The sequence below is a fragment of the Novosphingobium taihuense genome (genome assembly GCF_007830315.1).
Classification (GTDB): domain Bacteria; phylum Pseudomonadota; class Alphaproteobacteria; order Sphingomonadales; family Sphingomonadaceae; genus Novosphingobium; species Novosphingobium taihuense.
Genome location: NZ_VLKJ01000008.1, coordinates 64959 through 80872, shown reverse-complemented (window position 1 = coordinate 80872; position 15914 = coordinate 64959). Strand labels below are relative to the sequence as shown.

Annotated in this window: 17 protein-coding genes; 8 read left to right on the top strand and 9 right to left on the bottom strand. The window is 64.4% G+C overall.

Annotated features, from left to right (window positions below):
- Positions 1-72 precede the first annotated feature (72 nt).
- Positions 73-1197, bottom strand: coding sequence for a molecular chaperone DnaJ (gene dnaJ / locus IQ25_RS15595; RefSeq protein ID WP_144907204.1), 1125 nt, complete (start codon positions 1195-1197; stop codon positions 73-75).
- Between the two features lie 69 nt (positions 1198-1266).
- On the bottom strand, positions 1267-3174 hold the full coding sequence (gene dnaK, locus IQ25_RS15590; RefSeq protein ID WP_144907203.1) for a molecular chaperone DnaK: 1908 nt from the start codon (positions 3172-3174) through the stop codon (positions 1267-1269).
- A 168-nt stretch (positions 3175-3342) separates the two neighbouring features.
- Here dnaK and IQ25_RS15585 point away from each other — a divergent pair, with 168 nt between their 5' ends.
- Both IQ25_RS15585 and IQ25_RS15580 read left to right on the top strand, forming a co-directional pair.
- Positions 3343-3906 (top strand): copper chaperone PCu(A)C, encoded by a 564-nt coding sequence (locus tag IQ25_RS15585; protein ID WP_144907202.1) that lies wholly within the window; start codon positions 3343-3345, stop codon positions 3904-3906.
- On the top strand, positions 3903-4391 hold the full coding sequence (locus tag IQ25_RS15580; protein ID WP_144907201.1) for a vgr related protein: 489 nt from the start codon (positions 3903-3905) through the stop codon (positions 4389-4391). Before IQ25_RS15585 ends, IQ25_RS15580 begins: the two co-directional genes overlap by 4 nt.
- Here IQ25_RS15580 and IQ25_RS15575 read toward each other — a convergent pair whose 3' ends face one another.
- From IQ25_RS15575 to hrcA, 3 genes are all read right to left on the bottom strand, one after another.
- Positions 4392-4652, bottom strand: coding sequence for a YMGG-like glycine zipper-containing protein (locus tag IQ25_RS15575; RefSeq protein WP_144907200.1), 261 nt, complete (start codon positions 4650-4652; stop codon positions 4392-4394). It abuts the gene before it with no gap.
- Positions 4653-4846: 194 nt separating this feature from the next.
- Positions 4847-5407, bottom strand: coding sequence for a nucleotide exchange factor GrpE (locus IQ25_RS15570; RefSeq protein WP_144907199.1), 561 nt, complete (start codon positions 5405-5407; stop codon positions 4847-4849).
- Entirely contained in the window at positions 5404-6471 is a 1068-nt protein-coding gene (gene hrcA / locus IQ25_RS15565; RefSeq protein WP_144907198.1) for a heat-inducible transcriptional repressor HrcA, read from the bottom strand. Before hrcA ends, IQ25_RS15570 begins: the two co-directional genes overlap by 4 nt.
- Before the next feature lie 89 nt (positions 6472-6560).
- On the opposite strand from hrcA, the gene rph reads away from it, so the two are divergent.
- Genes rph through IQ25_RS15545 form a run of 4 tightly spaced genes read left to right on the top strand, consistent with a single transcriptional unit; the run spans position 6561 to position 10003 of the window.
- Positions 6561-7277, top strand: coding sequence for a ribonuclease PH (gene rph / locus IQ25_RS15560; RefSeq protein ID WP_144907197.1), 717 nt, complete (start codon positions 6561-6563; stop codon positions 7275-7277).
- Positions 7277-7951 carry an RdgB/HAM1 family non-canonical purine NTP pyrophosphatase gene (gene rdgB / locus IQ25_RS15555; RefSeq protein ID WP_144907196.1) on the top strand — a complete coding sequence of 225 codons (675 nt, stop codon included), beginning with the start codon at positions 7277-7279 and terminating at the stop codon, positions 7949-7951. Before rph ends, rdgB begins: the two co-directional genes overlap by 1 nt.
- Positions 7952-7961: 10 nt before the next feature.
- Positions 7962-9113, top strand: coding sequence for a radical SAM family heme chaperone HemW (gene hemW, locus IQ25_RS15550; protein ID WP_144907195.1), 1152 nt, complete (start codon positions 7962-7964; stop codon positions 9111-9113).
- Positions 9110-10003: a tyrosine recombinase XerC gene (locus IQ25_RS15545; protein ID WP_144907194.1), complete on the top strand. Its 894-nt coding sequence runs from the start codon at positions 9110-9112 to the stop codon at positions 10001-10003. Before hemW ends, IQ25_RS15545 begins: the two co-directional genes overlap by 4 nt.
- A gap of 10 nt (positions 10004-10013) precedes the next feature.
- On the opposite strand, the gene IQ25_RS15540 is transcribed toward IQ25_RS15545, so the two are convergent.
- The 4 genes from IQ25_RS15540 to IQ25_RS15525 form a co-directional block, all read right to left on the bottom strand.
- Positions 10014-10748: a hypothetical protein gene (locus IQ25_RS15540; RefSeq protein WP_144907193.1), complete on the bottom strand. Its 735-nt coding sequence runs from the start codon at positions 10746-10748 to the stop codon at positions 10014-10016.
- A 107-nt stretch (positions 10749-10855) separates the two neighbouring features.
- Positions 10856-12181, bottom strand: coding sequence for a sensor histidine kinase (locus IQ25_RS15535; RefSeq protein ID WP_221236795.1), 1326 nt, complete (start codon positions 12179-12181; stop codon positions 10856-10858).
- Positions 12182-12250: 69 nt separating this feature from the next.
- On the bottom strand, positions 12251-12928 hold the full coding sequence (locus tag IQ25_RS15530) for a response regulator transcription factor (RefSeq protein WP_144907191.1): 678 nt from the start codon (positions 12926-12928) through the stop codon (positions 12251-12253).
- A gap of 114 nt (positions 12929-13042) precedes the next feature.
- Complete coding sequence (locus tag IQ25_RS15525) at positions 13043-13339, bottom strand: PepSY domain-containing protein (protein ID WP_144907190.1); 297 nt, start codon at positions 13337-13339, stop codon at positions 13043-13045.
- Positions 13340-13450: 111 nt separating this feature from the next.
- Here IQ25_RS15525 and IQ25_RS15520 point away from each other — a divergent pair, with 111 nt between their 5' ends.
- Both IQ25_RS15520 and IQ25_RS15515 read left to right on the top strand, forming a co-directional pair.
- Complete coding sequence (locus tag IQ25_RS15520) at positions 13451-15244, top strand: ABC-F family ATP-binding cassette domain-containing protein (protein WP_144907267.1); 1794 nt, start codon at positions 13451-13453, stop codon at positions 15242-15244.
- Between the two features lie 97 nt (positions 15245-15341).
- On the top strand, positions 15342-15914 hold the full coding sequence (locus tag IQ25_RS15515) for a helix-turn-helix domain-containing protein (protein WP_144907189.1): 573 nt from the start codon (positions 15342-15344) through the stop codon (positions 15912-15914).

The window sequence follows — 15914 nt, the reverse complement described above, 5'->3', positions numbered from 1 at the left end:
CAGTGTTGTTACAGAACGTCAGCGAGGACGATTGCGGCCCCCGCCGTCGCGGGGGCGCAGTGATACCGAAAACTAAATCCCCGTCCAGGCATCCTTGATGCGTTCGAAGAAGCCCTTGGATTGCGGGCATTCCTCGCCTGTTTCCGTCGCCTGGAACTCGCGCAGGATTTCCTTCTGACGGGCCGAGAGCTTTGTCGGCGTCTCGACGTGAATTTCCACGACCAGATCGCCAATCCCGCGCCCCTGCAGCACCGGCATGCCAGCCCCGCGCTTGCGCAGCTGCTTGCCCGACTGGATGCCGGCAGGGATTTCGATGGCGTGGACTTTCCCGTCCAGCCCCGGAATCTCGATCTCGCCGCCCAGCGCCGCCGTGGTAAAGCTGATGGGGCAGCGCGTCAGCAGCGTCGTGCCCTCGCGCTCGAACACATTGTGGCGCTGGATGTGGAGGAACAGGTAAAGGTCGCCCGGAGGTGCGCCGAAAGGCCCTGCCTCACCCTTGCCCGCAAGCCGGATGCGCGTGCCGGTATCGACGCCAGCCGGGATGTTCACCTGCAGCCGCTGCTCGGCATCGACGCGGCCTTCGCCACGACACGCCTTGCACGGGCTTTCGATCACTTCGCCCCGGCCATGGCAGTTCGGGCAAGCCCGCTCGACCATGAAGAAGCCCTGCTGCGCCCGCACCTTGCCGTGCCCGCCGCACAGGTTGCAGCGCCGCGCCGAGGTCCCGGGCGTCGCACCCGATCCGGCGCAAGGTTCGCACTTCTGCGAAACCTCTACCTCAATCTCGGTTTCCTTGCCGTGGAACGCGTCCTCGAGCGTGATTTCCAGATCATAGCGCAAGTCTGCGCCGCGGCGCGCCTGCTGACGTCCGCCGCCACCGAACGCACCGCCGAAGATCGTCTCGAAGATATCGCCGATATCGCCGAAGTCCCCGCCGCCAAAGCCACCCTGCCCGCCGCCGGCACCTTGCTGGAATGCAGCATGCCCATACCGGTCATAGGCTGCCCGCTTCTGCGGGTCGGAGAGGCAGGCATAGGCCTCGTTGATCTGCTTGAACCTGGCCTCGCTATCGGCACAGCCCGGATTCTTGTCCGGATGGAACTTCATGGCGAGTTTGCGGTATGCAGACTTAAGGACTTTCTCGTCCGCAGTCCGCTCCACTTCGAGCAGTTCGTAGAAATCGATCTCGGCCGACATCGCGGTTCCTTAACGCGACGACCCGCCGCCAGCACGAGTAGCTAGCGGCGGGCCGGTTTCATCGCAACATCACTTGTTGTCGTCGACTTCCGAGAACTCGGCATCGACCACGTCGTCATCGGCCTTCGGGGCTTCGGCGCCCGGAGAAGCCGCAGCAGCCTGCTCCTTCTCGTAGATCGCCTGGCCCATCTTCATGGCCTTGTCGGTCAGAGCCTGCGTCTTGGCGGTCATGTCATCAGCGTTGCCGCTTTCGACAGCCGTCTTGGCTTCGGCAATGGCCGCCTCGATCTCAGCCTTCAGCGAAGCGTCGATCTTGTCGCCGTTCTCTTCAAGCTGACGCTCGGTCGCGTGGATGAGGCTTTCGGCGTTGTTCTTGGCTTCCGCCTCGGCACGACGCTTCTTGTCCTCTTCGGCGAACTTCTCGGCATCGCGGACCATCTGGTCGATGTCGGCATCAGAAAGACCACCAGACGCCTGAATGCGGATCTGCTGCTCCTTGCCGGTGCCCTTGTCCTTCGCGCTCACGTTCACGATGCCGTTGGCGTCGATGTCGAACGTCACCTCGATCTGCGGCACGCCGCGCCGTGCGGGCGGAATGCCGACAAGGTCGAACTGGCCGAGGAGCTTGTTGTCCTGCGCCATTTCGCGCTCGCCCTGGAATACCCGGATCGTCACCGCCTGCTGATTGTCTTCGGCAGTCGAATAGACCTGGCTCTTCTTGGTCGGGATCGTGGTGTTGCGGTCGATCATCTTGGTCATGATGCCACCCAGCGTCTCGATGCCCAGCGAAAGCGGGGTCACGTCGAGCAGCAGCACGTCCTTGACGTCGCCCTGCAGCACGCCTGCCTGAATGGCAGCGCCCATGGCCACGACTTCGTCCGGGTTCACGCCGGTGTGCGGGTCCTTGCCGAAGAAGTCCTTCACCACTTCGCGGACCTTGGGCATGCGGGTCATGCCGCCGACGAGGACGACCTCGTCGATGTCCTTGGCGGTCACGCCCGCGTCAGCCAGAGCCTTCTTGCAAGGATCGAGCGTGCGCTGGATCAGGCCGGCGACCAGCTTTTCGAGGTCAGCGCGGGTGATCGTCTCCACCAGATGGAGCGGGGTGGTTGCGCCACCTTCCATGCGGGCGGTGATGAACGGCAGGTTGATCTCGGTCGTCTGGGCAGAGGACAGCTCGATCTTGGCCTTTTCCGCGGCTTCCTTCAGACGCTGCAGCGCAAGCTTGTCGCTGCGCAGGTCCATGTTTTCCTTGGCCTTGAACTTGTCGGCCAGGTACTCGACCACGACCGTGTCAAAGTCTTCGCCACCGAGGAACGTGTCGCCGTTGGTCGACTTCACCTCGAACACGCCGTCGCCGATTTCCAGCACCGAGATGTCGAACGTGCCGCCGCCAAGGTCATAGACCGCGATCGTCTTGCCGTCCTGCTTGTCGAGGCCATAGGCCAGCGCCGCAGCAGTCGGCTCGTTGATGATGCGCAGCACTTCGAGGCCCGCGATCTGCCCGGCGTCCTTGGTCGCCTGGCGCTGCGCGTCGTTGAAGTAAGCGGGAACGGTGATCACCGCCTGCGTCACGGTCTCGCCAAGATAGGCCTCGGCGGTTTCCTTCATCTTCTGCAGGGTGAAGGCCGAGATCTGCGACGGGCTGTAGTCCTGCCCACCGGCCTTGACCCAGGCATCGCCGTTCTTGCCCTTGGTGATGGTGTAGGGGACGAGTTCCGTGTCCTTCTGGGTCAGCGGATCGTCAAAGCGGCGGCCGATAAGGCGCTTCACCGCGAAAATCGTGTTGTCCGGGTTGGTGACAGCCTGGCGCTTGGCCGGCTGGCCGATCAGGCGCTCACCGTCCTTGGTGAAAGCGACGATCGACGGCGTGGTGCGCGCACCTTCCGAGTTTTCAATGACCTTGGGCGTACCCCCGTCCATCACTGCGACGCAGCTGTTGGTCGTGCCAAGGTCGATACCGATAACTTTAGCCATGAGTTCCCCAGTTCCTTCCATTCAAGACACCGCGAGGATTGATGGTCCCCCTGCCGGGCAGACCGCCATGTGCGGCTCGATTGAGGGCGATATAGGTAGGGTTCTTCTTGGCACAAGGCCCCCACATGCTTAGGTCGGGACACATTACGGCAACAGGAGTCGCCCCCGATGCGCAAGCTTGCAATCATTGGACTTTCCGCAATCGCCATCTCGCTCGCCGCATGTGGGCAAAAGACGGAAAACCCCGGCGCAGGCGCCAGCGAAAGCGCGCAGGCAGGGCCAGACGCCGCCCCCGGCGTGGTGGTGACCGATGCGATGGTCCGCTTGCCCGCCGTTCCCGGAACTCCGGGCGCAGCCTATTTCACCGTCTCGCAAGGCACCGGCGCACCGCGCAGGATCGTGTCGGTCTATGTCGAGGGTGCCGAACGCGCCGAAATGCACGAGACGAAGGACGTGAACGGCGTCTCGAAGATGGAGCAGGTCAAGGACGTGCCGATCGAATCCGGCAAGAGCGTCCAGTTCAAGCCTGGTGGCCTTCACGTGATGCTGTTCGATGTGGGTGACACGCTCAAGGCTGGCAGCACCACCGAACTGACCATCACGCTCGACAATGGCGACAAGGTCAGCGTGCCCGCCCGGATCGAAACCATCGGCGGAGGCGGCAGCGATGCCATGGAGGGCATGGATCATTCAGGCCATGATATGTCTGGCCACGACATGAGCAAGATGTGAAGTCTTACGACGCTCCCTGCCCCCCCGGCGGGGAGCGCCCCCTGACGCCCGGCGAATGTGCGCTGGTCGCTGAAGTTTTCGGCCCGGCGGTCGATTGCGAACCGGTCCGCATCCGTCGTCGCCGCTGGTTTCCCTTCCAGCCGACCGGCACCGTCATGGCCCCAATGGGCCACATCCACTTCGCTCCGGCCAGCCCGCTTTATTGCGACGATTTCGCCACCGCCCCGCTCGGTGCGCAGGCACTCTTCGTCCATGAAATGGCACATGTCTGGCAAACCCAGACGCGCGGCAAGTGGTGGCTCCCGCTGATGCGCCACCCGTTCTGCCGATACAGCTACACCTACGACCCTGCCCGTCCGTTCAACCGCTACGGCATCGAACAACAGGCTGAACTTGTCCGCCACCTGTTCATGGCAAAACGGGGCGCGCCGTCACCGGCCGCCCCGTCGTTGCCAGCGCTCGAAGCGCTGGTGCCGTTTGCCTGATCAGCAGCGCACTTCGTACTCTCGGCCATAGCGGTCGACCTGATAGCAGCGATTGTCACGCTTCCTGATCTGTGAACCACCGGCTGCGCCGACGGCACCGCCGATAGCAGCGCCCGTCGCGATATCCCCGCCCGTTGCCGCCCCGATGCCCGCGCCGACAGCGGCACCAACCGCCGCACCTTCGCCCGCGTAGTTGCGTGCACAGCCGCCCAACGTGACGGCGGAACCCATGATAAGCGATGCAATGATGAACTTGCGCATAGTCTGTCTCCGTTTCCGGGACTGACGAATTAACCACGCGTAAGTTCCTGATTTTGCGACAGACGGTTTATCGCAAATACAAGAAGAGCACCTGCCCCCCCGGCGAAGGCAGGGGCCTCGGCGTCCTAACGGATCATCACAAAAACCGGCCTGAGGTCCCCGCTTTCGCGGGGACGCAACAGCGTTTGAAGAAATCAATCCGGCTTCTTCGCCACCGCCACCATCGCGGGCCGCAGCAGGCGGTCCTTGATCATGTAGCCGGCCTGCAATTCCGAAATCACCGTGCCCGGCTCTGCATCGGCCGAGGGCATTTCGATCATCGCCTGATGCTGGTGCGGATCGAGCGGCAGGCCCATCGCCGCGATGCGGGTGATGCCATGGCTGCCGAACACCTTCTCGATCTCGCGGCCCGTAGCTTCAAGGCCCGCAACGAGATTCTTGAACTTGTCGTCCTCGCGCAGATCAGCGGGGATCGTCTCGAGCGCGCGGGCAAGGTTGTCGGCCACTGAAAGGATGTCGCGGGCAAATCCGGTCGCGGCATAGGCGCGGGCGTCGGCGATGTCCTTTTCCATGCGGCGGCGCACGTTCTGCGTCTCCGCCTTGGCGTAGAGCACGTCCTGCTTGGCGGTCTCCAGCTCCTCGCGAAGCCTCGCCAGTTCATCGTTATCGGAACGCTGATCGATCATGTCCTCTGGCACGCCCTTCAGTTCCGCCTCAACTTCTGCATCCGTGGGGCGCGTGTCGTTATCGCTCATTTTCTCGAAAACCCGTCTTGTCCGATGAATCTGCCCAGCGTCTGGGCGGTGAAATCAACCATGGGGACGACGCGCGCATAATTCAACCGCGTTGGCCCGATCACGCCGACCACGCCGACGACCCGCCCCTCGCTGTCACGCCATGGCGAGGCGATCACCGAGGAGCCCGAGAGCGAGAACAGCCGGTTCTCGCTACCGATGAAAATCCGCGTCGCCTGCGCCTCGCGCGCGGCGTCGAGCACGCGGGCAATCGCCTCGGCGCTCTCCAGTTCTTCCAGCAACTGGCGCACACGCTCGATGTCGCTCAGCGCCGCCTCATCCAGCAGGTTGGCCTGCCCGCGCACAACCATCACCGGCCGCGCCGCCGCGTCCTGCGTCCACACCACCAGTCCGCGCTGCACCAGATCGGTGCTGGCAGCATCAAGCGCCGAGCGCCCGCCCGCGATTTCCGCGCGCACCACACCGGAAGCCTCGCCCAAGGTGCGCCCCTGCAAGCGGCTCGTCAGATAATTGCCCGCCTGCTCCAGCACGCTCGCACCCACAGGCTCGGGCAGATCGATCACCCGGTTCTCGATCCCGCCATCCTCACTGACCAGCACGGCCAGCGCGCGAACGGGAGACAGCGGCACGAAATTGATCTGCACCAGCCTAGGCTCGCGCTTGGGCACCATCACCACCGCCGCGCCCGCCGAAAGCTCCGACAGCGCCGAACTCGCTGCCGCAAGCGCATTCTCGATCGTGCCGCCATGCGACAGCCCGCGCTCGATCTGCGCGCGCTCGGCCACGGTGGGCTCGGCCACCTGCATGATCCCGTCAACGAAAAGCCTGAGGCCCACTTCGGTCGGCATCCGCCCAGCGCTGGTATGCGGTGCGGCCAGAAGTCCTGCGTCCTGCAGTTCCTGCAACACCGAGCGGATCGACGCTGGCGAAAGGTTCACGCCCCCCGATCCGGCAAGCGCCTTCGACCCCATCGGCTGCCCGCTGGCAATGTAGCCCTCCACCACGAGACGAAAAATCTCGCGAGCGCGGTCGGTCAGATCGGTAAGGGTGGGGCCAGTTACCATTTTGCATCCATCATCACCATTCTATTTACTGCTCTTGCAGGCTCAAGGCCAATGCGCCAGAGGCCATGCAAACTTGCGAGGGAAATTCCATGAGACCTTCCGGCCGTGCGCCCGATGAAATGCGCCCAATCGTCATCGAAACCGCCTTTACCAAGCATGCCGAAGGTTCGGTCCTGATCTGCTTCGGCGATACCAAGGTGCTCGTCACCGCCTCGGTTGAAGAGCGCGTGCCGCCGTTCCTTCGCGGCAAGGGCGAAGGCTGGGTCACGGCGGAATACTCGATGCTCCCCCGCGCCACCCACACCCGCGGCAGCCGCGAGGCGGCCAAGGGCAAGCAGTCGGGCCGCACCCAGGAAATCCAGCGCCTGATCGGCCGCTCCCTGCGCGCCGTCACTGATCTCAAGAAGCTGGGCGAGCGCCAGATCACCCTGGACTGCGACGTGATTCAGGCCGATGGCGGCACCCGCACCGCCTCGATCTCGGGCGCATGGGTCGCCCTGCGCCTTGCCGTGCAGAAGCTGCTCGACAGCGGCGCGATCAAGGAAGACCCGCTGACCGAAAAGGTCGCCGCGATCTCCTGCGGCATCGTCAATGGCCAGCCGGTGCTCGACCTTGATTACATCGAGGATTCCTCGGCCGATGCCGACGCGAACTTCGTCCTGATCGAAGGCGGCAAGATTGCCGAGGCACAGGCCACCGCTGAAGGCGCGACCTACGACGAAGAAGGCCTCCTGCGCCTCCTCCGCCTCGCCCGCATCGGCTGCAACGAGATCTTCGCGGCGCAGGAAAAGGCGGTTCGAGGCTGATGGCTTCGCCCCGTCTCGGCACCGGCAAGCTGGTGATCGCCACACACAACGCCGGAAAGCTCAAGGAAATTCAGGCTCTTCTTGCTCCCTATGGGATCGAGTGCCTGTCAGCAGGCGCGCTCGGCCTGCCTGAGCCTGCCGAGACGGGGACGACCTTCATCGAGAACGCGCTGATCAAGGCGCGGGCGGCGGCGGAGGCTTCCCAAATTCCGGCGCTGGCCGACGATTCAGGCCTGTGTGTCGATGCCCTCGGCGGCGCCCCTGGGGTCTACACGGCGGACTGGGCCGAGGCGGATGTGTTCGAGGGCGGTCCAGGTCGTGACTGGTACATGGCGATGGGCAAGGTTGAGGGTAAGCTCGCCGGAGTTGCCGCAGAGTTCGCGAGAGTTGCGGTAGAGTCCGGGGAGAGTCCGCGAGAGTTGGAAAGAGCCTGCCACTTCGCCTGCGTGCTCGCTATCGCCTGGCCGGACGGCGCCCACGCGGTCTATGAGGGCCGCGCCCACGGCACTCTGACATGGCCGCCGCGCGGAACAATGGGCTTTGGCTATGACCCGGTATTCGTGCCTCTGGGCGACACGCGCACTTTCGCCGAACTCGATCCGGCCGAAAAGCACGCGATCAGCCACCGCGCCGATGCCTTCGCCAAGCTGGTAGCGGACCAGTTTTCCGCCTAAGGCTCAGGCCATGGCGCTAGCCCTCTACATCCACTGGCCATTCTGTCTCGCAAAGTGCCCCTATTGCGACTTCAACAGCCACGTCCGTGAGAGGACAGACATCACCGCGTGGGAAACCGCGCTGCTGGCCGACATGCGCCATGAAGCTCAGGTGACGCCCGGCAGGCCGCTGTCCTCGATCTTCTTTGGCGGCGGGACGCCCTCGCTGATGCCGCCTGCGCTGGTCGAGCGGCTGCTGCGCGAGGCCGAGGCGCTGTGGGGCTTTGCGCCGGGGATCGAGATCACGCTGGAGGCCAATCCCAGTTCGGTCGAGGCCGCGAATTTCGCCGCGCTCGCCAGGTCCGGGATCAACCGCGTCTCGCTCGGGCTTCAGGCGCTTGACGACAAAACCCTGAAGTTCCTTGGCCGACTGCATGACGTCAGCGAAAGCCTTGTCGCGCTGGAGCTTGCGCAAGCGCATTTCGGACGGGTGAGCTTCGATCTGATTTATGCGCGCCCCGATCACACGCCGGAACTGTGGGAGGCCGAGCTAAAGCGCGCTCTTGGTTTCGGCACCGGACACCTCTCGCTCTACCAACTGACCATCGAACCCGGCACCCGCTTCGCCACGCTGGTCCGCGAAGGCAGGCTGCACCCACTCGACGACGATCAGGCGGCCGACCTGTTCACTCTTACTCGTGAGCTGACCGCCGCTGCCGGCCTCCCCGCCTACGAGACCAGCAACCACGCACGCCCCGGCGAGGAAAGCCGCCACAACCTGACGTACTGGCGCTATCAGGACTATGTCGGCATCGGCCCGGGTGCGCATGGCCGCAGGCTGGGTGCGGCGACGGTACGGCACAAGAAGCCGGAGAACTTCCTGCGCTCGGTGGACGAGCAGGGCCACGGCATTGCCGAGGAAAAAGCGCTCGCTCCAGCCGACCAAGCCATGGAAGCTGTATTGATGGGCCTGCGCCTTAGCGAAGGGATTGAACCCGCCGCGCTCGCCGCGCGCTTCGGCTTCGCGGCAGACGATGTGATCGATCCGGCAAAGCGCGAGTTCTACCGGAATCTGGGCCATCTGGCACAAGAGGGCGACCTGCTGCGCGTGACCGAACAGGGCGCGCCCATGCTTGAGGCGCTGTTGGCCGAATTGGTGCCCGACGCGCTGGTAAGCGCATGATCACGGCAGAAATCCTTGAGGCGTGGAACAGTTACCTTGCCCTTGGACGGCGCCGCTCACCCCACACCGTCCGCGCCTATGCCGCAACGGTAGCGCGCCTGCTGCATGCCCTGCCCGAGGGGCAATCCTGGACCTCGCTAGCGCGGATCGATGCTGCAACCTTGCGCACCCATCTGGCTGAACGCCGCGCCGATGGCCTCGGCAATGTCTCGGCAGCGCGTGAACTATCGGCGCTCAAGACGTTCATCGCCTTTGCGCGCGAACAGGCCGGCGAGGCCGACACCAGCCGCCCGCGCCTGCGTGGGCCCCGCGTCAAGAAAGGCCTGCCGCGCCCGGTAACGCCGGATGAAGCTGTCAATCTCGCTGAAACGGTGGCCGACGACGCAAGCGTGCCATGGATCGCCGCGCGCGACCGGGCGGTGCTGCTGCTGCTTTATGGTGCGGGCATGCGCATTGCCGAAGCGCTGGCGCTGCCTGCGTCTGCTCTGCCGCTTGGCGAAAGCGTGGTGATCACCGGCAAGGGCGGACGCCAGCGCGTCGTCCCGCTGCTGCCGATCGTGCGCGAGGCCGTGGCGGAATATGCCCGGCTTTGCCCCTGGCCACTCGACCGGAACGAACCTCTGTTTCGCGGCGCCAAGGGTGGTCCCCTGGCACAAGGCATGGTCCAGCGCGCAGTGGCCCGCGCGCGCATAGCGCTGGGCTTGCCCGCCACGGCAACGCCCCACGCCCTGCGCCATTCCTTCGCAACGCACCTGCTCAGCGCAGGCGCGGATCTGCGCTCTCTGCAGGAACTGCTTGGCCACGCGAGCCTGTCATCGACGCAGATCTACACCCGTGTCGATGCGGCAACGCTGCTCGATGTCTATCGCAACGCCCATCCGCGCGCCTGAGCCGGCGTGACTACTTCCTGGCCGCCTTGTCATCCTTGAGCTTCTTCTCGGTCCACTCGATGAAGTCCTTGGCAAAGGCGTCGCGCAGTTCGGCCTTGGCTGGTTCGACCATGTCCGGCGTCTTCGGCGGGAAGACTTCAAGAGGATTCTTTACCGCGCCGATGGAGATGATCGGCGCGCCGCCCTTGCTGAAATCGCGGAATTGCGTGCCGACCAGCAGGTTGCTGCCGTACATCATCGCCTTGAAATAGAACACGCTGACGAGAAGGAACTCGGCGTAGCAGGGATTGGTCGACGAGGTGATACGCTTGCCTGCCTTGAGATCGGCGTTGAGCGCCTTGATCTTGGCCTTGAGCACGGGATCGGCCTTGACCGCCTCGTTCGAAGGCGTCGGCGGCTCGATGATGACCTGCCAATCCTGCACGCCAAGTCGCGTGCGGTAGTTGATCTTCTCGAGTTCGGCGAGCTGGATGTCGGGGCCGAGGTAGTCCTTCATCAGGTCCTTGACCGTGGCGACCCTGCCCTTGTGCGCTTCCTGATCGGCCACCGCGCCGACAATGCCGAACCCTGAAAGCAGCCCGCTGTTGAAGCCAATGTAGTTTTCGGTCGGAAAGACGTGCAATTCGCACGTGGACCCAGCCGAGGCCGCAGGTGCAGCAGGCGGCGCGGCCTGCTCCTGCGCCATCGCTTGCCCCGTCTGCCCAAGACACAGCGCCGCGATCCCGATATACAATCCTGCCTTCATAAGTCCCCACCCAAGTTGGTGGCCACGCTTGCTACGTGACCATCTGTTCCCGCGTCTGGATCGGAGATTCCAGAGCGGTTGGCAAGACCGATGGAGCAGTGTGGTTACTACTTGGCAGTCACGGAACGAGGCAAGCGCAGGACCGACTGCAAGCCGCCTAGATCCTCGCTTTCCCTGAGTTCCACGTTGCCGCCGTAGATTTCCGCGACATCGCGGACAATGGCGAGGCCGAGGCCCGTGCCGGGCTTGCCGGTATCGAGGCGGGCACCGCGATCGAAGATGCGGGTGCGGGCTTCTTCGGGGATGCCCATGCCGTCGTCCTCGACCCATATCTCACAGAACTTCGGGTCGGTCGGCACGGCATCGATGGTGATGAACACCGAACCGCCACCGTACTTGGCGGCATTCTCGATCAGGTTGCCGAGGATTTCGTCGAGGTCCTGTCGTTCGATCGAGACTTCGGCAGTGCGGTTGCCATCCATGTCGAGGCGAACCTGCGGGTAGAGCCGGACCACCGCGCGCTCCACCGCCTCGGCACTGTCCCAGACCTGCGCGCGCGACATGCCGACCGCGCGACGGCCGACGGCGCGGGCGCGGGCGAGGTGATGGTCGACCTGACGGCGCATCACCGCAGCTTCGCGGATCACCGTATCGGCAAGATCGTCGGCCTTGGCGGTGGCTGCGTTCATCACCACGGTCAGCGGCGTCTTGAGCGCGTGGGCAAGATTGCCTGCGTGCGTGCGCGCCTCCTCTGCCTGCCGTTCGGAATGCTCGAGCAGCCCATTGAGTTCGACAACAAGCGGTTGGACTTCAAGCGGCAGCGGATCGGTCACCCGGCTTGCCCCGCCCTCGCGCATTCGGGCGATCGCAAGGCGCACACGGCGCAAGGGGCCAAGACCGTAGAACGTCTGCAGCCCTGCCATGGTGAACAGGCCAAGGCCAAGTGCGAGGAACGACCATAGCAGGATCGAGCGAATGCGGCGGATCTGCGCGTCGATCTCGCCTCGGCTGGCGGCGACCTGGAATTCCCAAAGCGTATTGCTGCCGGGCAGGATCACCGAGCGCTGGATGATGCGCAGACGCTCGCCATCGAACTGATCGCTGTCCTCGATAACCGGGTCGACATAATTTTTGTCAGGATTGGTGCGCAGCGAGCGATCCCACAGGGAGCGTGAGGGGAAGTCCTCGTGGCCCTGCCCCGAAATCTGCCAGTAGAGGCCGCTGTTGGGTTCAAGGAAGCGCTGGTCGCCCAAGGGGCGATTGAAGAACACTTCGCCATCGGGACCAATCTCGGCCGAGGCGACCATCGCGGTCAGCATGTAGCCGAGCTGTTCGTCAAAATTGCGGGTGACGAGCCCGGTCAGCGTCTGGTCTAGAGCGAGGCCGCCGCCGAGCAGCAGGACGGTGATCCAGCCTGCCGCGATGAGCAGCATGCGCCGCGCCAGCGAGCCGGTGTGCGGCGCTGGCTGCGGCGTTTCGTTGCTGCCCTTCTCCGGCACCTATCAGCCGCGGCCAGGTTCGGCCGGATCGTCGAGACTATAGCCAAGGCCGCGGATCGTGGTGATCACGTCGGGCCCGAGCTTCTTGCGGATGCGCGTGACGAAGACTTCGATCGTGTTCGAATCGCGATCAAAATCCTGATCATAGATGTGCTCGATCAGCTCGGTGCGGCTGACGACCTTGCCCTTGTGGTGCAGCAGGTAGGACAGGAGCTTGTATTCCTGCGCCGTCAACTTCACCGGCTCGCCGTTGAGCGTGACACGGCCTGAGCGCGTATCGAGGCGGACATCGCCAGCGATCAGTTCCGACGAGGAGTTGCCCGAAGCACGGCGGATCAGCGCACGCAGGCGGGCGATCAGTTCTTCGGTCTGGAAAGGCTTGGCGAGGTAATCGTCGGCACCGGCATCGAGGCCGGCGACCTTATCGGACCAGCTGTCACGCGCGGTCAGAACCAGAACGGGGAACTTGCGGCCTTCCTTGCGCCACATGCCCAGTACGGTCAGGCCATCGATCTCGGGCAGGCCGAGATCGAGTATCACCGCGTCGTATTCTTCGGTCGAGCCCATGAAGTGCCCGTCCTCGCCATCGACCGAAAGATCGACCGCATAACCGTTCTGTTCGAGCGTGTTCTTGAGCTGCTTGCCGAGCGTGGGTTCGTCCTCGACGATCAGAATGCGCATCACTTGCCCCTTGCTGCGCGCTTTTGCGGCGCGATAACCTGAACGGCTAGATGGGGCGCGAAACCTGAACGGTCAAGGAACTGGCAAGAAAGCCTGTGTTCACCGATCGTCTGCTCAGCGACTCTCGCCCAGCACCTGACCAGTGCGCGCATCGACATCGACGAACGATACACGGCCATCACGGATGAACTTGAGGCGATAGACCATGGCCGAGGGATCGTACTCCGGGCCGAGGTATTGCATCCCCGGCTTGGTCGGCAGGACGCGGCGTTCGATGTCCCGAAGCGACCGAACATTGCCCGCGCGCAGGTCGCGGCGGGCCTCGTTCTGCTCGTCGGGGCGCTGTTGCGCGTGGGACGATACAGGCAGGACAGCCAGCGAAGCGGCGATGATGGCAATGACACGGTTCATGATGTCCGCATGCATAAGACTTGCGCATTGAACAAGCCGTGAATGCGAAGCGGCGCTATCGTTCAGCCTCAGGCGTTGCGCCTGCGCAACGGTGGGGCTAAGCGGCTCGACATGGCGGCACCGATACTCAGCTGGGAAGGCCTTGGCCTGATCCAGGGCAATGGCTGGCTCTTTCAGGACCTCGACATCCACATCCAGCAGCGCGACCGGCTCGCGCTGATCGGACGCAATGGCGCTGGCAAGACGACGCTGCTCAAGTTGCTGGGCGGTCAGGTCGATGCGGACAAGGGCACCCGCTCGATCCAGCCCGGCACGAAGATCGTGACCCTGGAGCAGGACCCGTTCTTCACCGGCTACGACACGCTGATGGACTTCGCGCTTTCGGGCAAGGACGCCCCGCCCCGGCACGAAGTGGAAGCCATCGCCGGGCAGCTCGGCATTGACCTCACGCGAAAGGCCGACAGCGCCAGCGGGGGCGAGCGTCGCCGTGCCGCGCTGGCCCGTGCGCTGGCGAGCGAGCCCGATCTCCTGCTGCTCGACGAGCCGACCAACCACCTTGATCTTGCCGCGATCGACTGGCTTGAGGACTGGCTGCAGCGCTACCGGGGTGCCTTTGTGGTGATCAGCCACGACCGTACATTCCTTGAGCGCCTGACCAAGGCGACGCTGTGGCTCGACCGGGGCAGCCTGCGCCGCAAGGACATCGGCTTTGGCGGGTACGAGGCTTGGATGGAGCAGGTCTATGCCGAGGAAGCCCGCGCGGCGGACAAGCTCGACGCCAAGCTGAAGATCGAGGCGCACTGGCTGGAGCGCGGCGTGACCGCGCGGCGCAAGCGCAACCAGGGGCGGCTCGAGAAGCTGTGGGAAATGCGGGCGCAACGCGCGGCCATGCTCAGCCCGCAGGGGACGGCCAAGCTCGCCATCGCCAGCGACGATGCCAAGAGCAAGGCGGTGATCGTGGCGGATCACGTGAACAAGTCGTTTGGCGAGCGGCCGATCGTGAAGGACTTCACCCTGCGCATCACGCGCAAGGACCGCATCGGCGTGGTCGGATCGAATGGGGCGGGCAAGACGACGCTGCTCAAGCTGCTGACCGGAGAACTTGAGCCCGACAGCGGGACGATCACGCTCGCCAAGACGCTCCAGGGCGTGATGATCGACCAGCAGCGCAGCCTGATGGCACCCGACAAGCGCGTGCGCGACGTGCTGGCAGACGGCAGTGACTGGATCGATGTGCGCGGCGTGCGCAAGCACATCCAGGGCTATCTCAAGGACTTCCTGTTCGATCCGGGGCTGGTCGAAGCGCGCGTTGGCACGCTTTCGGGCGGGGAGCGATCGCGCCTGCTGCTTGCGCGCGAATTCGCACGGTTTTCCAACCTGCTGGTGCTCGACGAGCCGACCAACGACCTCGATCTCGAAACGCTCGATCTGCTGCAGGAAGTGATCTCGGACTACGACGGCACCGTCCTGATCGTAAGCCACGACCGCGACTTCCTTGATCGCACGGTGACGATAACGCTGGGCATGGACGGATCGGGCCGCGTGGACATCGTCGCGGGCGGCTATGCCGACTGGGAAAAGATGCGCAAGGCGCGTCTCGCGGGCAAGCCAGTGGCAAGGGGCGGCGAGAAGGCCGAAGCCACCGCATCATCTCCACCACCTGCGCTGCCCAGGAAGGGCAAGCTGTCCTACAAGGACCAGCGTGACTACGAATTGCTCCCCAAGCGGATCGAGGAACTCGACGCGGCCATCGCGCGCGGCGAGGCGCAGTTGGCCGATCCGGACCTATACGCCAAGGACCCGAAGAAGTTCGATTCGCTGATGGCCGCGCTCGAAAAGGTCCGCGCCGACAAGGATGCGGCGGAGGAGCGCTGGCTGGAACTGGCGGAGATGGTGGAAGGTTAGCCCTAGGACCTGCGCAAAGGCCTTGCCACGCCGCAAGCTTTACAGGTAAGCAAAAATCACCGTTGCGGTTAAGCACGGAGCTTGCTCAGGTCGCATCATGATCAACCGAATTCGCGATATCCGCCGCCAGAAAGGCATGACGCTCGCCGACGTTGCCGCGCGTTGCGATCCGCCGACGACGGCGCAGACAATCGGCCGTCTCGAAACCGGCACGCGCAGCCTGTCGCTGGTGTGGATGAACCGCATCGGCGCAGCGCTTGGTGTGGAACCGCAACTTCTGGTCAAGGCCGACGAGGAAAGCCCGGCACGGCTCGTCGCGCGACTTGGGGCGCAGGGGGCAGAGGCGCTGGCCAAGCCGATGGATGCGATCCTGCCCGTGGCACTCGATGGCTCGGCACGGCTCATGGCCATGGCGGTCGATGCCAGTGCGGGCGAATACCGGGCGGGCGATCAGGTCTGGCTTCGTCAGATCGATCCGGACGATTTCGCCCGCGCCTTCAACCGCGACGTTCTCTCGCCCCGTCCCGGTGGCCGCTTCACCTTCGGTCGGCTGATCGACCAGCGCGACGGCCGCGTCGCCCTGCTCCCGCCAGGCCCTGGCCAGAGACAGGTGGTGATCGACCGGCCGGCGTGGCTCGGGCTTGCCGAGATGCTCGTGCGCAAGCTCTGA

Bases quoted from the DNA above. Each gene is read 5' to 3' on its own strand.
- rph (WP_144907197.1), top strand. From the start codon at position 6,561: ATGAGACCTTCCGGCCGTGCGCCCGATGAAATGCGCCCAATCGTCATC.
- dnaJ (WP_144907204.1), bottom strand. From the start codon at position 1,197: ATGTCGGCCGAGATCGATTTCTACGAACTGCTCGAAGTGGAGCGGACT.
- rdgB (WP_144907196.1), top strand. From the start codon at position 7,277: ATGGCTTCGCCCCGTCTCGGCACCGGCAAGCTGGTGATCGCCACACAC.
- hrcA (WP_144907198.1), bottom strand. From the start codon at position 6,471: ATGGTAACTGGCCCCACCCTTACCGATCTGACCGACCGCGCTCGCGAG.
- IQ25_RS15530 (WP_144907191.1), bottom strand. From the start codon at position 12,928: ATGCGCATTCTGATCGTCGAGGACGAACCCACGCTCGGCAAGCAGCTC.
- hemW (WP_144907195.1), top strand. From the start codon at position 7,962: ATGGCGCTAGCCCTCTACATCCACTGGCCATTCTGTCTCGCAAAGTGC.
- dnaK (WP_144907203.1), bottom strand. From the start codon at position 3,174: ATGGCTAAAGTTATCGGTATCGACCTTGGCACGACCAACAGCTGCGTC.
- IQ25_RS15515 (WP_144907189.1), top strand. From the start codon at position 15,342: ATGATCAACCGAATTCGCGATATCCGCCGCCAGAAAGGCATGACGCTC.
- IQ25_RS15525 (WP_144907190.1), bottom strand. From the start codon at position 13,339: ATGAACCGTGTCATTGCCATCATCGCCGCTTCGCTGGCTGTCCTGCCT.
- IQ25_RS15570 (WP_144907199.1), bottom strand. From the start codon at position 5,407: ATGAGCGATAACGACACGCGCCCCACGGATGCAGAAGTTGAGGCGGAA.
- IQ25_RS15545 (WP_144907194.1), top strand. From the start codon at position 9,110: ATGATCACGGCAGAAATCCTTGAGGCGTGGAACAGTTACCTTGCCCTT.
- IQ25_RS15520 (WP_144907267.1), top strand. From the start codon at position 13,451: ATGGCGGCACCGATACTCAGCTGGGAAGGCCTTGGCCTGATCCAGGGC.
- IQ25_RS15540 (WP_144907193.1), bottom strand. From the start codon at position 10,748: ATGAAGGCAGGATTGTATATCGGGATCGCGGCGCTGTGTCTTGGGCAG.
- IQ25_RS15575 (WP_144907200.1), bottom strand. From the start codon at position 4,652: ATGCGCAAGTTCATCATTGCATCGCTTATCATGGGTTCCGCCGTCACG.
- IQ25_RS15585 (WP_144907202.1), top strand. From the start codon at position 3,343: ATGCGCAAGCTTGCAATCATTGGACTTTCCGCAATCGCCATCTCGCTC.
- IQ25_RS15535 (WP_221236795.1), bottom strand. From the start codon at position 12,181: ATGCTGCTCATCGCGGCAGGCTGGATCACCGTCCTGCTGCTCGGCGGC.